Below are 16,744 nucleotides of genomic sequence, written 5' to 3'. Positions count from 1 at the left end.
GAATTAGAAGGAGGTATCTATGAATTCTATAGATCAACAATTTACAGATAAATTATATGCAAATTATGAAGCAACTGCCAAGTATGCTGCAATTGAAAATGCAGTTAGCCACAATGGTTTATTAACATCGCTTGAAAAGCGCAGCAGTGCAATTGAAAACAATCCTGTGTTTTCCATTGATTTAACCAAAGATAAAGTCAGCAATCAAAAAGCGTCTGGACGTTGCTGGATGTTTGCAGCGCTCAATACATTTCGTCATAAAATGATTGCAGGCTTTCAATTGGAAGAATTTGAATTGTCTCAAGCGCACACATTCTTTTGGGATAAATATGAAAAATCCAACTGGTTTTTAGAGCAAGTCTTAGCAACAGCTGACCAAGACTTAACCAGTCGCAAAGTGAAATTCCTCTTAGATACGCCTCAACAAGACGGCGGACAATGGGATATGGTTGTGGCACTTTTTGAAAAATATGGAGTTGTTCCAAAATCAGTTTACCCAGAATCCATTTCATCTAGCAATAGCCGTGAGCTTAATCAATATCTCAACAAATTACTCCGCCAGGATGCACAAATTTTACGTGACTTGGTTACTAGCGGAGCTGATGCAGCAGCTGCTCAAGCAAAGAAAGAAGAACTTTTGCAAGAAATTTTTAATTTCTTGGCAATGACCCTTGGACTCCCTCCTCGTACTTTTGATTTTGCTTATCGTGATAAAGACAATAACTTCCATAGTGAAAGTGGATTGACACCACAAGCATTTTACAAGAAATATGTGGATATTAAGCTAGATGATTATGTATCCATCATCAATGCTCCAACAGCTGACAAACCTTATGGCAAATCTTACACTGTCGAGATGTTAGGAAATGTCGTAGGAGCACGTGACGTCCGCTATTTGAATGTCGATATGAATCGTTTGAAAGAACTGGCCATTGCTCAAATGCAAGCAGGAGAAACGGTTTGGTTTGGTTCTGATGTGGGTCAATCTAGCAATCGCAAGGCTGGTGTGATGGTGAATGATATGTATGATTTTACTTCCAGCATGGATATTGAATTGATACAAGACAAAGCAGGGCGCTTGGATTACAGTGAAAGTCTCATGACTCATGCTATGGTCTTGACAGGTGTTGACTTGGACGAAAATGGCAAATCAACAAAATGGAAAGTGGAAAATTCTTGGGGTGATAAAGTTGGGAACAAAGGCTATTTTGTTGCTAGCGATGACTGGATGGACGAATACACTTATCAAATCGTTGTCCGCAAAGAATTTTTAACAACTGAAGAACTAGCGGCCTATGAAGCAGAACCAAAAGTACTTGCCCCATGGGATCCAATGGGAGCTTTGGCTAGTAAATAATAAGAATTAAAAAGAAGCGGTATAAAAAATTTTGATACTTAATGAAAATCAAATTGCAAACTAAGAGATGAGTCCGTAAGCAGATTAAAAGAGGAGCTTTTGAGATCGCAGACGAAACTGACAAAGTTTGAAGAGATTTTCATAAGGTATAAGACTGCTTCATGGTAATTTCATCAAGAATTGAAATATTAAAAACACGAACAATCTTATAGCCAGTTATTTACTGGTCTTGATTGTTCGTGTTTTTTAATTTTTACAAAACTCTGATTTGAAGGTGCTAACTTCTAAACGGCTTGGCTTTCAGGAACTTGTTCATTATCGGTTTCGTGAAGGAGGAGTTTCTGAATTTCCACCGCCATTAGGAGAACTTGCAGACGTAGAAGCACTCGGTTCTGTACTTGATGAAGCAGAGCTGCTTGATGACTCTTGGGTAGAACTTTCTTGGCTGTTTGAAGAAGATGATGATTCTTCAAGGCTCGAACTGGAAGTAGAATTATAATAATTTCCTTGGTATCTATTAGTGGAATTGGCTAAAAAGACATAATTTCCGCTACGATAAAGGCCGCTAGGCATTTCCCAGTCTTCTGTCCCACTTTCAGACAAGTAAGACATCATCGCACGGTAAACATCTGTTGCAACTTTTACACCATCGTCCAGAACGGGAGTGAGACGATTGGTGTAACCTGTCCACACCGCCATTGAATATTTCTGCGTATAACCAACAAAGAGTTCATCAGGAGTCACAACACTAGAGCCACCATAAGGCTTCGTTAGTTTCGCCAATTCATCATCGGAATAGTTGGAAGTTCCTGTTTTACCAGCTTGATAGACACCAGATATAGCTGCATTGGTCCCAGTACCAGATGTAAGAACTGTTTTCAGCATATTTGTCATCATGTAAGCTGTTGTTTCTTTCATTGCGGTTGTACCTTGATTAGAGAAATCTTTTGAGGTTCCATCGCTAAAGACAACACGGCTGACATATTGTGGTTTGTAATAAGTTCCACCATTTGCAAAAGCAGCATAGGCAGCAGCCATTTTTTCACTGCTGGCACCATATTTTCGATCGGATTTTGTCGTGTTACTTGAAATGGCATTTGCATATACCATATCTGGATAATTAATGCCCAGTCCGCTTAGGAATTTCTTAGACTTGCTGAGTCCGACGGCTTCTAACGTCTTGACAGCTGGAACGTTCCGAGACTCTTGAAGTGCATACTGAATGGTGATGTTTCCAAAATAGCGCATATCCCAGTTGTAGACTGGAGTAGTTGTTCCAGGATAATTATAAGGAGCATCACTAATATAAGCAGCCGTAGAAGTGTAAATGCCATTTTCAATGGCTGGAGCGTAATCCGTGATCGGTTTCATGGCTGATCCCCAGTCGCGATTGGTTTCAACTGCTTGGTTAGTACCAAAAGAAACATTTGAAGCTTGATTTCGGGCTCCTAGTTGAGCAATTACCTTACCAGTTGTAGCATCTATAATGGTAGAAGCTACTTGTAATTCATCATCTGGATAAGCAACATATTCATTGCTATTATAAATATTCCAAAGGCGCTCTTGAGCTGCTCTGTTTACGTTTGTATAGACTTCCATTCCTGTCGTCAGCAAGTTATAACCCGTTTCTTCTTGGACTTGCTCAATAACTTGCTTTAAGTAGTTATCCATGTAAGCAGGATAAGACGCTGAATTTTTTAAGCTTTGCAGACCATCTGTGACGGGTGTATTGACTGCTTTTTCATATTGCTCAGCAGAGATGTATTTGAGTTTATACATTTCTGACAATACAAGATTACGACGATTTTTAGCAGCTTCTGGTTTTGTATAAGGGTCGTATTGGTTTGGTCCCTGAGGCATCCCCGCCAATAAAGCAGTTTGAGCTAAGCTCAAATCTTTCAAATCTTTGCCGTAATAACTTTTAGCAGCTGTTTGCATACCGTAGTTACCATTTGACATATAGACCTTATTTACATAATATGTAATAATTTCTTGCTTAGTGGCTTTCCGCTCTAATTGAACAGCTAACCAGGCTTCTTGAATTTTCCGTGATAGTGTTTGGTCGGCACTTGAAGTGGAGAAGTAGGTCAGTTTAATCAACTGTTGCGTCAACGTTGACCCTCCTTGTCGATTTCCTCTGCGCAGATTATTCAAGAAAGCGCCCAAAATACGAACAGAGTCCACGCCGCGATGATTGAAGAAACGGTGGTCTTCAATTGCAATGATAGCTCGTACTAAGTCAGTTGGAATATCACTTGTTGCCGCATTGCCCCTTTTTTCAGAGCCTAAGTCAGCAATAAGATTGTTTTCACTATCATAGATTTTACTGGAAGTTGTGGCGACTAGTTTCTTTTCTGACAAGGCAGGTGCCTTGTGAACTTGATAGAGAAAAATTCCTCCACCAGCTACAACTCCAAGCATAAATAATGTAATGAGACCGATAGCTACATATTTTGCAGCTGTCAGTAAAGATTGCTTATTCATTTGTTTTACCACCTAGTAAATTTTGTTGAATGATTTCAAGATACGGAATGCTAGGAAGACCATTCTGTGAGATAGAATATCCATGCTTTTGAATGTAGTCAAGTGGCATGGAATTTTTCCCCTTGTCAATCTTGAAGAAGTTAATTAAATAAGGAGCAGGAAGTAGATATGTCAATTTTAAGGCTGAAAAGTGCAATAAAACGAAACAAATTCCTCCTTGTTTGACGACTTGTTCCATGTGCTTGATTTGATGAGCATGAAAATTTTTCATCGGCATGGAAGCCTTTTGATGTGTTTCTTTTGCTTCAAAATCTATATAATGTCCTTGATAGACACCAGAATAGTCTGTTGTAGAGGCTTGTCGAAAGTAGGCTTCAACAATTTTTGCCCGACTACGTCTGGGATAATCCACTTTTACAATCTGAATAGGGGTTGGTTTCTTGTGAATGACCGCTAAATCGTGACTAAGATAATAATCATTCGTTTCATTGATCATTTTTTCAAACGACATTCCCCGATTCGCAAAGTCAACGGACTTCTTTTTGGGAAGTCTTAATGAATTTCGAGAGGGAACTTTATGTGGATAGTTGACCATATATCTCCTTATTGGTACAATAACATCGCTCTATTATAACATAAAAAAGGAAATAAAGGGATAATTTAAGTGGTTAGCGTACTAATAGTGGGTTATCGGAATTTTGATTTGGGAATTTTTAATGACAAAGACCCTCGAATCAAGATTATTAAAAAAGCCATTCAGCGAGATTTGACACGTTTATTAGAAGAAGGTGCGGAGTGGCTGATTTTTACTGGGAACTTAGGTTTTGAAGTTTGGGCACTAGAGGTTGCAAAAGAATTGCAGCAAGATTACGATTTTCAAATTGCGACGATTTTTACTTTTGAGAATCAAGGTGAAAACTGGAATGAAGCCAATCAAGAAAAATTAAGTCGTTTTAAACAGGTGGATTTTGTTAAATATGCCTATCCTCATTATGAAAATCCCAGCCAATTTCGTGATTACAATCACTTTCTACTCAGTAATACAGACGGGGCTTATATTTTTTACGATGAAGAAAATGAAACAAATTTAAAGTATCTTTACCAAATGATGAAGAAACAAGAACAATATTTTATCAAACAATTAACATTTGATGACTTGAATGAGGTCGCAGAAAATTTTTCCGAAAATTAGATGTTTAACCTTGATTTTTGCGGTTCATTTTTTATATAATTAAAGTAATGAACGAGAATGGAGAGAGAAATGGCTAGTATTATTTACACACCGAAAGATATTTTTGATCAAGATTTTAAAGTTGGCGTCCGTGGATATAGCAAGGTTGAAGTGGACGAATTTTTAGATGATGTCATTAAAGATTACGAAACGTATGCTGCTTTGGTAAAGGAACTGCGTGAAGAAAATGCTCGTTTGAAAGCAGAACTCGCTAAAAAGTCAAATGAGGCGGCAACTTCCCCTTTGACGCAATCTATCATGGAAACCCCTCAAGTGGCATCTGCTACGCTGACAAATTTTGATATTTTAAAACGCTTAAATCGTTTGGAAAAAGAAGTATTCGGCAAGCAAATCTTAAATAACGAAATTTAATAAGGAATGTGCAATTTTTGGATAATCGCGTGAGAATATTTTATTTTCATGAGGAAAGTCCATGCTAGCACGGGCTGTGATGCCCGTAGTGTTTGTGCTAGGTGAAACAATAAGCCTAGGGACGGAAGTATCCGTTACGGCGGACGAAACAGCTACGTCTCTGGATATGCTGGAATAGTCCTGAAAGTGCCACAGTGACGTAGTTTTTGTGGAAACACAAGAAGTGGAACGCGGTAAACCCCTCAAGCTAGCAACCCAAACTTTGGTCGGGGCACGGAATGCGTGGAAACGAACGCAGCATTCTGACTGGAAACAGTAGACAGATGATTATCGAAGGAAATGATACCTAGTTATTTCTGGAACAAAACATGGCTTATAGAAAGTTGCATATAGGTTTAGCTAGCGTATTATGCTAGCTTTTATTTTGAGAGGACGAATGAAAACAAAATTTAAGTTGATTGCGACTGCTGCGGCTGGTTTAGAGGCTGTGGTTGGTCGTGAAATCAGAAATCTTGGCTTAGAATGTCAAGTGGAAAATGGGCGCGTGCGTTTTGACGGAACTGTTGAAACCATTATTGAAACTAATCTCTGGTTGCGTGCAGCAGACCGCATTAAGATTGTTGTTGGCAGTTTTTCGGCTAAAACCTTTGAGGAATTATTTCAGGGGATTTTTGCTTTGGATTGGGAAAACTATTTGCCACTTGGAGCAAAATTTCCAATTGCCAAGGCAAAATGTGTCAAATCAAAACTTCACAATGAACCTAGTGTGCAGGCTATTTCTAAAAAAGCAGTAGTTAAGAAGCTGCAAAAGCATTATGCACGCCCAGAAGGCGTTCCATTGATAGAAAATGGAGCAGAGTTCAAAATTGAAGTTTCTATTTTGAAAGATGTAGCTACTGTTTTGATTGACACGACAGGTTTTAGCCTCTTTAAACGTGGCTATCGGACTGAAAAAGGTGGCGCACCGATTAAAGAAAATATGGCGGCTGCGATTTTGCTCTTGTCCAATTGGTATCCAGATAAGCCCTTGATTGATCCGACCTGTGGTTCAGGAACTTTCTGTATTGAAGCAGCTATGATTGGCATGAATATGGCACCGGGGCTTCATCGCCATTTTGCGTTTGAAGAGTGGAATTGGGTTGACTCAGATTTGGTTGGGCGTGTTCGTGCTAGAGCTTTAGGACAGATTAAGCAAGACATTCAGCTTGATATTTTAGGGGCTGATATTGATGCACGTATGGTGGAGATTGCCAAGCGAAATGCCGAAGAAGCAGGTGTTTCTGAGCAGATTGTTTTCAAGCAAATGCGTTTGCAAGATTTGCACACCGACAAGATAAATGGTGTCATCGTTTCCAATCCCCCTTATGGAGAGCGATTGCTGGATGATGATGCTGTAACCAAGCTTTATCAAGAAATGGGGCAGACTTTTGAGCCACTAAAGACGTGGAGCAAATTTATCTTGACGAGTGATGAAGCATTTGAAGCAAAATTTGGCAGTCAAGCCGATAAAAAACGCAAACTCTATAATGGGACTTTAAAAGTTGATTTGTACCAATATTTTGGTCAGAGAGTCAAACGCCAAATAGATTAGAAAGGATTTGCCGTGAGTAAAGACGAAAAACATTTGCCAGAACAAGAAGAAAAAGAATCAATTCTTGATTTTGAAACAGCTAAAGAAATGACAGTTGGTCAAGCTGCTCGAAAAAGCGAAGAACTTGAAGCAGGGGTGACGGAAGAGGACAATGTGCTGGATAAATACATTAAACAGCATCGTCAAGAAATTGAAGCAGGAAAATTTTCGGCTCAATCTGCAGAAGAAATATCTGAAGCAGAAGATCAAGAACAGCTGAGCCAGTTAGACTTAGCAGAATTTATCCAGGAGATGCACGATGAGGTTCAAGAGGAAGCCCCCCTAGAATCTGCAGAGGTAGCGTCTGAGGAGTCTGCCTTTGATGAAACAGTAGCTGCACTTGCAGCCAGCGAAGCAGAACCGCAAGAAACTTCGGAAGAAAACAGTACACAAACTCCAGAGGAGTTAGAGGCTGAGACAAAAATAATGGAACCAATTCAGCCTGAAATGGATGATATTCCTGTGAGTTCAACTGAGTCAACGGAAAGCTATCCGACTTTTACAGCGCTGGATGAAGAAATGGAAACAGAGAAAGTTCCATTTTATAAAAATAAGAAAGTCCTGTATTCTGTAGCGAGTGTCGCTTTACTGGCTTTAATCAGTGGGACTGTTTATCTGTCGTTGAATAGAAAGCAAGCAAAGCCAGCTACAAATTCAACGAGCCAAACAAGTAAATCTTCTACCACTTCTAGCTCTGAAAATAAGAATTTGAAAGCTTTCAACAGCCTTTATGATTCATTCTTTACAGATGCCAATAAATTGGCTTTGAAAAACAGCAGTTTCGGAAACTTAAACAAACTAAAAGCAGCATTAGAAAAGTTAAAGAATACAAAGGAATACAATGTTGCTAAGGGAAAATACGACAGCTTGCTCAAACAAGTTGAAGCTGTAAAAACTGTGAATGCACAGTTTACCTCAGTGGCAATCACAGACGGCGTTTTAGATACTAAGGCAAAGATTAAAAATGATGCTAAATTCACAGATATTACAACAGGAAATACAGATTTGGATAAAGTCTTGAAAGCTGCTATCAGTCTAGGAAAGAGCCAGCAATCAGCGATTTCTGCTCCTCAATCTGAGACCGCCGCTGCACCGTCACAAAGCTCCGCTCAAGCACCTGTAGCAGAACAACCAGCTTCTGTACCAGCGCAAACAACTGCTCCAGCAGCACCAGCGTCAGGCACGAATTTACAGCGTCATTTAAGTCGAGTACCATACGACCAAACTAAAATTAACGACAGTAATAATCCAGCTTGGAATTTCAATCCTGGTGTGTTAGAAAAAATCTTAGCAACCTCACGGGAACGTGGCTATTTCACAGGAGATAATTATATTCTTGAACGTGTGAATATTATCAATGGAAATGGTTATTACAATCTATTTAGAACAGACGGCACGTATCTCTTTAGTATCAACTGCAAAACTGGCTATTTTGTAGGAAATGGCGCGGGTTACGCAGATGCTTTGGATTATTAGGGAACGTTTTCAAGCAAGATATTAGACACTAAAAATCTTATAGGCTATAATGGGTTTATAAGATTTTTATTTTATTATAAAACTAATTTTGGAGGTAATCTTATGTCACTTATTGGTAAGGAAATTGTCGAGTTTACAGCAGATGCTTATCACGCTGGAAACGGGAAATTTATCACAGTTTCTAGTGAAGATTTAAAAGGTCATTGGAGCGTCGTTTGCTTCTATCCTGCTGATTTTTCATTTGTTTGTCCGACTGAGTTGGAGGATTTGCAAGAGCAGTATGCAGCTCTTAAAGAACTAGGTGTGGAAGTTTATTCTGTTTCAACAGATACGCATTTTACACATAAAGCTTGGCATGATCATTCAGATGCCATTGGAAAACTTGAATACATCATGATTGGTGATCCATCTCATGCTATTTCGCTTGGTTTTGATGTGTTAGATGAAAGTGGATTGTCTCAACGCGGTACTTTTATCATTGACCCAGATGGTGTTGTACAGGCACTTGAAATCAATGCAGACGGTGTTGGGCGCGATGCTTCTGTCTTGATTGACAAAATCCATGCTGCACAATATGTTCGGAGTCATCCAGGTGAAGTTTGCCCAGCTAAATGGAAAGAAGGAATTGAAACACTGACTCCAAGTCTTGATTTAGTTGGTAAAATTTAAGGAGGCTTATATGGCTTTAGATGAAACAATTAAAGCACAACTGAAGCAATACCTGGAACTTTTAGAATCTGATGTTGTATTTCAAGCTTCTTTAGGTCAAGATGAGCGTTCTGAGCAGGTGCGGGCTTTTCTAGAGGAAATTGTAGCAATGTCTCCACGTTTATCACTGGAAAATATAGAGACTAACCGCAAGCCAAGTTTTACCGTTACACAAGTGGGGCAAGCAGGGCGTGTGCAGTTTGCAGGACTTCCCTTAGGGCATGAATTTACATCTTTTGTGCTGGCTTTGCTGCAAGTCTCTGGTCGCGCACCAAAAGTAGAAGATGCTGTTATAAAACGAATTCAAGCTATTAAGCAGCCACTTCATTTTGAAACCTATGTTAGCCTAACCTGCCATAATTGTCCAGACGTTGTGCAAGCTCTCAATGTGATGGCTATTTTGAATCCTAATATCAGCCATACAATGGTTGAAGGAGGCATGTTTAGACAAGAAGTTGAAGACAAAAAGATTATGGCTGTTCCAACGGTTTTTCTAAATGGTGAAGAATTTGCAAATGGTCGTATGACCATTGAGCAACTGCTCGACAAGATTTCTGGACCTGCTTCAAGTGAGGAATTTGACCAAAAAGAACCATTTGATGTATTGGTTGTTGGAGGCGGACCTGCAGGAAGCAGCGCAGCTATTTATGCTGCTCGTAAGGGAATTCGTACAGGGATGGTCGTTGAAACTTTCGGTGGACAGGTAATGGAGACCGTTGGTATTGAAAATATGATTGGCACGCCTTACACTGAAGGACCTAAGCTAATGGCGCAGGTAGAAGAACATGCCAAGAAATATCTAATTGATATCATGAAGAATCAACGTGTGAAAAACATCGAGAAAAAGGATTTGATTGAAGTGGAGCTTGAAAATGGCGCAGTTCTGAAAGCAAAAACGGCCGTTCTTTCTGTTGGTGCTCGCTGGCGAAATGTCAACGTCCCTGGTGAAGAAGAATTCCGGACGAAAGGTGTAACCAATTGTCCACATTGCGATGGTCCTATTTTTACAGGTAAAAAAGTGGCTGTTATCGGTGGAGGAAATTCTGGAATTGAAGCAGCAATTGACTTAGCTGGTCTGGCAGAGCATGTTTATGTGTTAGAATTTCTACCAACTTTGAAAGCCGATCAAGTGTTGCAAGACAGGGTACAGCAACTTAAAAACGTGACAGTTCTAACCCATGTAGCAACAAAAGAAATTCATGGTTCCGATCAAGTTGAAGCCATTACTTATCTCGATCGTGCGAATAATGAAGAACATAAAATTGAACTCAGCGGTGTCTTTGTTCAAATTGGTCTTTTGCCAAATACAGACTGGCTCAAAGATAGCTCAGTTGCTCTTAATGAACGCGGTGAAATTATTGTTGACAAACATGGTGCAACAAATGTGCCAGGAATTTTTGCAGCAGGTGATTGTACAGATAGCGCTTATAAACAAATCATTATTTCAATGGGTTCAGGAGCAACGGCAGCTTTGGGAGCATTTGATTATTTGATTCGTCAATAAAAAAGAAAACGAGCAGGAGAATTTGCATTTCCTGTCCGTTTTTTTATTTTATACAAGATGGCGTTTAAAAGGATCGTCAGAGATTCCTTGATCTAAAATTAGCTTGCACCATTCTTTGGCAGAAAAGAGGCTGTGATCTTTGTAATTACCACAAGATTCGATAGTTGTACCAGGGACATCTTCCCACGTAGTGGTTTTTGCAATTTCTTCTAAAGAAGCTTTAATGACTTTAGCAATTTCAGTTGAGCTATGTTGCCCCCACATAATCATGTGAAATCCTGTCCGACAACCAAAAGGTGAACAATCAATCATACCATCAATGTGAGTACGAATGAGCTTAGCTAGCAGATGTTCAATCGTATGAAGCCCAGCGGTCGGAATGGCATCTTCATTAGGCTGTACCAGACGAACATCAAAGTTGGAAATGATGTCCCCTTTAGGCCCCACCTCTTCGCCAATCAAGCGTACGTAGGGGGCTCTGACAATCGTGTGATCTAACTCAAAACTTTCAACAATGACTTCTTTGACCATAAATAGAACTCCTTTTACTTTTAATAAATTATACCATATTTTGCTCTAGCAAAGAAAAAAATTCTGCTTACCAAAGCCAGACAGGAAAAAGGATTCGCGAAAAAGAATGTGAAAACAGTCACGTATTTATAAGAATTTAGTTTGTGAAAAATCGATTTTTATGATAAAATAATTAAGAATTTTACAATTCAATATCAATAATTTGAGGTAAAAACATGGAAATGATTTTTGCAGGTGTTTTTGCCGTCATCATTGGTTTAGTCATTGGATATGTAAGTATCACAGTTCGCATGAAATCTGCGAAAGAAGCTGCGGAACTTACTCTTTTAAATGCTGAACAAGAAGCAACTAATTTACGTGGACAAGCTGAGCGCGAAGCGGATTTGTTATTAAAAGAAGTGAAGCGCGAAAGTAAATCCCTTAAAAAAGAAGCACTGTTAGAGGCAAAAGAAGAAGCCAGAAAATATCGAGAAGAAGTTGAGGCAGAATTTAAATCTGATCGTCAAGAATTGAAGCAATTGGAAAGTCGTTTGACAGAACGTGCGACAAGTCTTGATCGTAAAGATGACAATTTGACCAACAAAGAAAAAACACTCGAACAGAAAGAACAAAGTATTTCTGATAGAAACAAAAACCTTGAGGCGCGTGAAAACAAACTGACAGAGTTGGAGCAACATAAAGAAGCAGAATTAGAGCGTGTTGCTTCACTTTCACAAACTGAAGCCAGAGATATCATTCTCACTCAGACTGAGGATAAGTTATCAAAGGAAATTGCGACGCGTATTCGTGAAGCAGCGCAAGAGGTCAAAGAACGTTCTGATAAGGTGGCAAAGGATATTTTAGTCCAAGCCATGCAACGGATTGCAGGTGACTATGTTGCGGAGCAAACCAATTCAACAGTTCATCTGCCGGATGATACGATGAAAGGTCGCATTATTGGACGTGAAGGTCGGAATATTCGAACCTTTGAAAGTTTAACGGGTATTGATGTCATTATTGATGACACACCAGAAGTGGTGACTTTATCTGGTTTTGATCCTATTCGACGTGAAATTGCACGCATGACAATGGAAGCCCTGCTGAAAGACGGTCGTATCCACCCAGCTCGCATTGAAGAATTAGTAGAGAAAAATCGTCTGGAAATTGACCATAAGATTCGTGAATATGGTGAAGTAGCGGCTTATGAAATCGGTGCACCAAACTTACATCCGGATTTGATGAAGATTATGGGACGCTTGCAATTCCGTACGTCATATGGGCAAAATGTATTGCGTCATTCTGTTGAAGTTGCTAAGTTGTCTGGTGTCATTGCAAGTGAACTCGGTGAAAATGCTAACTTAGCTCGCCGTGCAGGCTTCCTTCACGATATTGGAAAGGCTATTGACCGTGAAGTGGAAGGTAGCCATGTGGAAATTGGAACAGAATTGGCTCGTAAGTATAAGGAACATCCAATTGTGGTCAATACAATTGCCAGTCATCATGGTGATGTAGAACCTGAAAGTGTGATTGCAGTTATTGTTGCAGCAGCTGATGCGCTTAGTGCGGCTCGTCCAGGTGCTCGTAGCGAATCCCTTGAAAGCTATATCAAGCGCCTGCAAGATTTGGAAGAAATTGCCAATAGCTTTGAGGGCGTGAAAAATAGTTTTGCTTTACAAGCAGGTCGTGAGATTCGGATTATGGTCAATCCTGGTCAAATCAAAGACGATAAAATTACTATTTTGGCTCATGATGTGCGTGAAAAGATTGAGAACAACCTTGAATATCCAGGAAATATCAAAGTAACGGTTATTCGGGAAATGCGTGCTGTGGATTATGCGAAATAGATATTACTAAGAATGAATGTTTATCTAGCTAATGCATAATTTTAGGCAGGTAAGAGTGACTTGCATTGTTTTCTCAGGAAACAAGCATCTACCTATGCTATGCTAAAAAGCAGTTGAAAAAATACTGCTTTTTTGTTACACTATATAGAAAGACAATGAAGGAGATATGATGGCGGATCGTGGCTTGTTAATCGTTTTTTCTGGTCCCTCAGGTGTGGGGAAGGGAACGGTTCGACGTGAGATTTTTGAAAGCTCGGATAATCAGTTTCAATACTCTGTGTCCATGACAACTCGTGCTCAACGTCCTGGTGAAGTGGACGGGGTGGATTATTTTTTCCGTACGAGAGAAGAGTTTGAGGAGTTGATTCGGCAAGGTCAGATGTTAGAGTATGCAGAGTATGTTGGCAACTACTATGGAACTCCTTTGACCTATGTGAATGAAACTTTGGATAAAGGGATTGATGTTTTCCTTGAGATTGAAGTTCAAGGGGCGCTTCAGGTGAAGAAAAAAGTGCCGAATGCTGTCTTTATCTTTTTGACGCCACCTGATTTGGTAGAATTACAAGATCGTTTGGTGGGGCGCGGAACAGATAGTGCTGAGGTAATTGCTAGACGCATTGCCAAAGCAAGAGAAGAAATTGCTCTCATGCGCGAATATGATTATGCCATTGTCAATGATGAAGTTCCCTTAGCAGCGGAACGTGTCAAGCGCGTTATTGAAGCAGAGCATTTTCGAGTGGAACGTGTCATCGGTCACTATCAAGATATGCTGTTAGAACAACTTTCAGTAAGATAAGAATTTAGAAATTAGGTACAAGATTATGATGTTAAAACCTTCAATTGACACCTTGCTTGATAAGGTGCCTTCAAAATACTCCTTGGTGATTCTTGAAGCAAAACGTGCTCATGAATTGGAAGAAGGAGCAGCTCCGACCCAAGAATTTAAGTCTGTCAAATCAACACTTCGTGCTTTAGAAGAAATCGAATCTGGCAATGTTGGGATTCACCCAGATCCTGAAGGCAAGCGAGAAGCAGTTCGTCGGCGTGCTGAGGAAGAACGTTTGCGCAGAGAAGAAGAAGAGCGTAAAATCAAAGAACAAATTGCGAAGGAAAAAGAAGAGGGTGAAAAAATTTAAGGTTGGGTCAGCTCAATCTTATTTTTTCTTTTACTGATAAATGAGAGGTGGTGAGAAAGTGCAGATTGCAAAAGTCATTGTGGATGTTCCTCTAATGCAGACAGATAAACCTTATAGTTATGCGGTGCCGAAAGAATTTTCGACTATGTTAGAAATTGGCATGCGTGTGCATGTGCCTTTTGGGAAAGCCAATCGCTTGATTCAAGGGATTGTCGTAGAGCTAGAAGAAGAAACGACGACAGAATTGAAAGAAATCGTAGAGGTATTGGATTTTACACCAGTTTTAAATGAGGAGCAGCTGTGGCTGGCAGAAGAATTGAGAAAATCTGTTTTTTCTTACAAAATTTCAATTTTAAAAGCTATGTTGCCGGGATTTCTAAACTCCAGTTATGATAAAATTCTCCATGCTCAACTCTCTCTGAACGAAGAAGATCGACTGCTCATTTTTGGAAATGTAGATCAGCAGCATTTCTCATCACTTGATAAAGAACTGCAAGCTAAGGTTATGCGTTTAACGCGGCAAGGAGCGATTCAGTTGGAATATCAGGCAATCGATCAAAAACATATCAAAACAGAAAAATGGTATCGGGTTGATCACGAGGTTTTAGGTCAATTGGTCATTCCCAATCGGGCGAAAAAAAAGCAAGTCTTACGGGAAGTTTTACAGGATCAGACTGGAATACACCTTTTAGCAGATTTGAAAGAGAACTTTTCACGGGAAGTTATTCATTATTTTATAGAGCAAGCAGCTTTGCAAATCGTTGAAAAAGAGGTGAGTCGTTCTGAGGCTTATTTTGAAAATATTTCAGCGTCTTCTGCCTTGGTGCTAAATGAAGAGCAGGAAGCTGCGGCTCAAGCTATCACACAGCAAATCGGGCATGACGGTAAGCCGTTTCTGCTAGAAGGAGTGACAGGTAGCGGTAAGACGGAGGTCTATTTGCAGATAATTCAGGAGGCGCTCAGCTATGGCAAGACAGCCATTATGTTAGTGCCTGAGATTTCCTTGACACCACAAGTTACAAACCGCTTCATTTCGCGTTTTGGAAAGAAAGTAGCCATTCTTCACTCAGGTCTTTCAAATGGGGAAAGGTATGATGAATGGCGCAAAGTTGAGCGAGGAGCAGCACAAGTGGTTGTTGGTGCTCGTTCTGCTATTTTTGCTCCGTTAAAAAATATTGGTGCAATTATCATTGATGAAGAACATGAAGCGAGTTACAAGCAAGACTCCAATCCACGCTATCATGCGCGAGATGTCGCTTTACTACGTGCAAAGTACAATCAAGCCGTTCTGGTGTTGGGGTCGGCGACGCCGAGTTTAGAAAGCAGAGCGCGGGCTGGCAAAGGTGTGTATCACTTTTTGCAACTGACCAAGCGAGCCAAGCCGCAAGCTCAGATTCCTGAAGTGGAAATTGTGGATTTTCGTGATTACATTGGACAGAATGAAGCTAGTAATTTCACGCCTGTTTTGTTAGAAGCCATTCAAGATAAGATAGATAGAAAAGAGCAGGTTGTCTTAATGTTGAATCGGCGGGGCTATTCTAGTTTTGTCATGTGTCGTGAATGCGGAACGGTTGACACCTGTCCAAACTGCGATATTTCCTTGACCTTGCATATGGATACGAAAAGTATGAATTGTCACTATTGTGGTTTCTCAAAAGGGATTCCCCACAGTTGCCCGAATTGCTTCAGCAGGAGCATTCGTTACTATGGGACTGGGACGCAAAAAGCCTATGATGAATTAGCAGAAGCCTTTCCGCAGGCTCGTATTTTGAGAATGGATGTTGATACTACTCGGAAAAAGGGCAGTCACGAACAAATCTTAAAAGAATTTGGTGAAGGGCGTGCAGATATTTTGCTGGGAACCCAGATGATTGCAAAGGGGCTGGATTTTCCAAATGTTACTCTCGTGGGAGTGCTCAATGCGGATACGGCTTTGAATTTGCCAGATTTTCGTTCATCTGAGCGCACCTTTCAACTCTTAACTCAGGTTGCTGGGCGTGCAGGACGAGCTGAAAAGGAAGGTCATGTGATTATTCAAAGTTACAATCCGAAGCATTATGCGATTACTTTTGCGAAAAATCAGGATTATGAGGGCTTTTATGCTTATGAAATGAGTATTAGAAAGCAGTTGGCCTATCCCCCTTATTATTTTACGGTGGGACTTACCTTGTCTCATAAAATAGAAGCAGAGGTTGTTAAAAAGTCATACGAAGTTTTAAATATGATACGTTCTGGCTTGTCAGACAAAGTTCAGATATTAGGACCAACTCCTAAGCCGATTGCCCGCACTCACAACCTCTATCATTATCAATTGATTATTAAATACCGTTTTGAGGAGCATTTGCAAGAGGTTTTAAATCAGATTTTGGATTGGACTCAAGAAAAGGTCAATAAGGACTTACGTTTAAGCATAGACCATGAACCACAAAGTTTTATGTAGCCTTATTTTAGCCTTTTTTAAAGAAATACACGACTTCTTCTGATATAATAGT

The 16,744-nt window shown here is 40.0% G+C and carries 14 protein-coding genes and 1 other RNA gene; 12 read left to right on the top strand and 3 right to left on the bottom strand.

Features of this window, described 5'->3' with window-relative positions:
* Positions 1 to 19: 19 nt before the first annotated feature.
* Positions 20 to 1,357: an aminopeptidase C gene (gene pepC, locus ANG_RS08960; RefSeq protein ID WP_003036473.1), complete on the top strand. Its 1,338-nt coding sequence runs from the start codon at positions 20 to 22 to the stop codon at positions 1,355 to 1,357.
* A 315-nt stretch (positions 1,358 to 1,672) separates the two neighbouring features.
* On the opposite strand, the gene pbp1a is transcribed toward pepC, so the two are convergent.
* A complete protein-coding gene (gene pbp1a / locus ANG_RS08955; protein WP_003036437.1) occupies positions 1,673 to 3,841 on the bottom strand; it encodes a penicillin-binding protein PBP1A in 2,169 nt (722 codons plus the stop codon).
* A complete protein-coding gene (gene recU / locus ANG_RS08950; protein ID WP_003036440.1) occupies positions 3,834 to 4,436 on the bottom strand; it encodes a Holliday junction resolvase RecU in 603 nt (200 codons plus the stop codon). The genes pbp1a and recU overlap by 8 nt, the downstream gene beginning before the upstream one ends.
* A gap of 69 nt (positions 4,437 to 4,505) precedes the next feature.
* Here recU and ANG_RS08945 point away from each other — a divergent pair, with 69 nt between their 5' ends.
* The 7 genes from ANG_RS08945 (at position 4,506) to ahpF (ending at position 10,762) form a co-directional block, all read left to right on the top strand.
* Complete coding sequence (locus ANG_RS08945) at positions 4,506 to 5,033, top strand: SLOG family protein (protein ID WP_003036467.1); 528 nt, start codon at positions 4,506 to 4,508, stop codon at positions 5,031 to 5,033.
* A 69-nt stretch (positions 5,034 to 5,102) separates the two neighbouring features.
* Entirely contained in the window at positions 5,103 to 5,444 is a 342-nt protein-coding gene (gene gpsB, locus ANG_RS08940) for a cell division regulator GpsB (RefSeq protein WP_003036439.1), read from the top strand.
* Positions 5,445 to 5,457: 13 nt separating this feature from the next.
* Positions 5,458 to 5,825, top strand: an RNA gene (rnpB, locus tag ANG_RS10745) — RNase P RNA component class B.
* A gap of 55 nt (positions 5,826 to 5,880) precedes the next feature.
* Positions 5,881 to 7,035 (top strand): THUMP domain-containing class I SAM-dependent RNA methyltransferase, encoded by a 1,155-nt coding sequence (locus tag ANG_RS08935; protein ID WP_025271946.1) that lies wholly within the window; start codon positions 5,881 to 5,883, stop codon positions 7,033 to 7,035.
* A 12-nt stretch (positions 7,036 to 7,047) separates the two neighbouring features.
* Entirely contained in the window at positions 7,048 to 8,550 is a 1,503-nt protein-coding gene (locus ANG_RS08930; protein WP_025271945.1) for a cell division site-positioning protein MapZ family protein, read from the top strand.
* A gap of 102 nt (positions 8,551 to 8,652) precedes the next feature.
* Positions 8,653 to 9,219 carry an alkyl hydroperoxide reductase subunit C gene (gene ahpC, locus ANG_RS08925; RefSeq protein ID WP_003036466.1) on the top strand — a complete coding sequence of 189 codons (567 nt, stop codon included), beginning with the start codon at positions 8,653 to 8,655 and terminating at the stop codon, positions 9,217 to 9,219.
* Positions 9,220 to 9,229: 10 nt separating this feature from the next.
* Entirely contained in the window at positions 9,230 to 10,762 is a 1,533-nt protein-coding gene (gene ahpF / locus ANG_RS08920; protein ID WP_025271944.1) for an alkyl hydroperoxide reductase subunit F, read from the top strand.
* A 48-nt stretch (positions 10,763 to 10,810) separates the two neighbouring features.
* Here the strand turns inward: ahpF and ANG_RS08915 are convergent, their stop codons facing one another.
* The gene (locus ANG_RS08915) at positions 10,811 to 11,293 is read right to left on the bottom strand and encodes an S-ribosylhomocysteine lyase (protein WP_003036364.1); all 483 of its coding nucleotides are present in this window, start codon (positions 11,291 to 11,293) and stop codon (positions 10,811 to 10,813) included.
* A gap of 215 nt (positions 11,294 to 11,508) precedes the next feature.
* Here ANG_RS08915 and ANG_RS08910 point away from each other — a divergent pair, with 215 nt between their 5' ends.
* The 4 genes from ANG_RS08910 (at position 11,509) to ANG_RS08895 (ending at position 16,692) form a co-directional block, all read left to right on the top strand.
* Positions 11,509 to 13,116, top strand: a complete 1,608-nt coding sequence (locus ANG_RS08910) for a ribonuclease Y (RefSeq protein WP_025271943.1) — start codon at positions 11,509 to 11,511, stop codon at positions 13,114 to 13,116.
* A 169-nt stretch (positions 13,117 to 13,285) separates the two neighbouring features.
* On the top strand, positions 13,286 to 13,912 hold the full coding sequence (gene gmk, locus ANG_RS08905; RefSeq protein WP_003036402.1) for a guanylate kinase: 627 nt from the start codon (positions 13,286 to 13,288) through the stop codon (positions 13,910 to 13,912).
* Positions 13,913 to 13,937: 25 nt separating this feature from the next.
* Positions 13,938 to 14,252 (top strand): DNA-directed RNA polymerase subunit omega, encoded by a 315-nt coding sequence (gene rpoZ, locus ANG_RS08900; RefSeq protein ID WP_003031464.1) that lies wholly within the window; start codon positions 13,938 to 13,940, stop codon positions 14,250 to 14,252.
* Positions 14,253 to 14,310: 58 nt separating this feature from the next.
* Entirely contained in the window at positions 14,311 to 16,692 is a 2,382-nt protein-coding gene (locus tag ANG_RS08895; RefSeq protein ID WP_025271942.1) for a primosomal protein N', read from the top strand.
* Positions 16,693 to 16,744: the final 52 nt, after the last annotated feature.

Source organism: Streptococcus anginosus subsp. whileyi MAS624 (assembly GCF_000478925.1).
GTDB classification, from domain to species: Bacteria; Bacillota; Bacilli; order Lactobacillales; family Streptococcaceae; genus Streptococcus; species Streptococcus whileyi.
This window is presented reverse-complemented; position numbering and strand designations above follow the sequence as displayed.

Coding starts and splice junctions, on each gene's coding strand:
- ahpF (WP_025271944.1), top strand. CDS start 9,230: ATGGCTTTAGATGAAACAATTAAAGCACAACTGAAGCAATACCTGGAA.
- ANG_RS08910 (WP_025271943.1), top strand. CDS start 11,509: ATGGAAATGATTTTTGCAGGTGTTTTTGCCGTCATCATTGGTTTAGTC.
- pbp1a (WP_003036437.1), bottom strand. CDS start 3,841: ATGAATAAGCAATCTTTACTGACAGCTGCAAAATATGTAGCTATCGGT.
- recU (WP_003036440.1), bottom strand. CDS start 4,436: ATGGTCAACTATCCACATAAAGTTCCCTCTCGAAATTCATTAAGACTT.
- pepC (WP_003036473.1), top strand. CDS start 20: ATGAATTCTATAGATCAACAATTTACAGATAAATTATATGCAAATTAT.
- rpoZ (WP_003031464.1), top strand. CDS start 13,938: ATGATGTTAAAACCTTCAATTGACACCTTGCTTGATAAGGTGCCTTCA.
- gpsB (WP_003036439.1), top strand. CDS start 5,103: ATGGCTAGTATTATTTACACACCGAAAGATATTTTTGATCAAGATTTT.
- gmk (WP_003036402.1), top strand. CDS start 13,286: ATGGCGGATCGTGGCTTGTTAATCGTTTTTTCTGGTCCCTCAGGTGTG.
- ANG_RS08935 (WP_025271946.1), top strand. CDS start 5,881: ATGAAAACAAAATTTAAGTTGATTGCGACTGCTGCGGCTGGTTTAGAG.
- ahpC (WP_003036466.1), top strand. CDS start 8,653: ATGTCACTTATTGGTAAGGAAATTGTCGAGTTTACAGCAGATGCTTAT.
- ANG_RS08915 (WP_003036364.1), bottom strand. CDS start 11,293: ATGGTCAAAGAAGTCATTGTTGAAAGTTTTGAGTTAGATCACACGATT.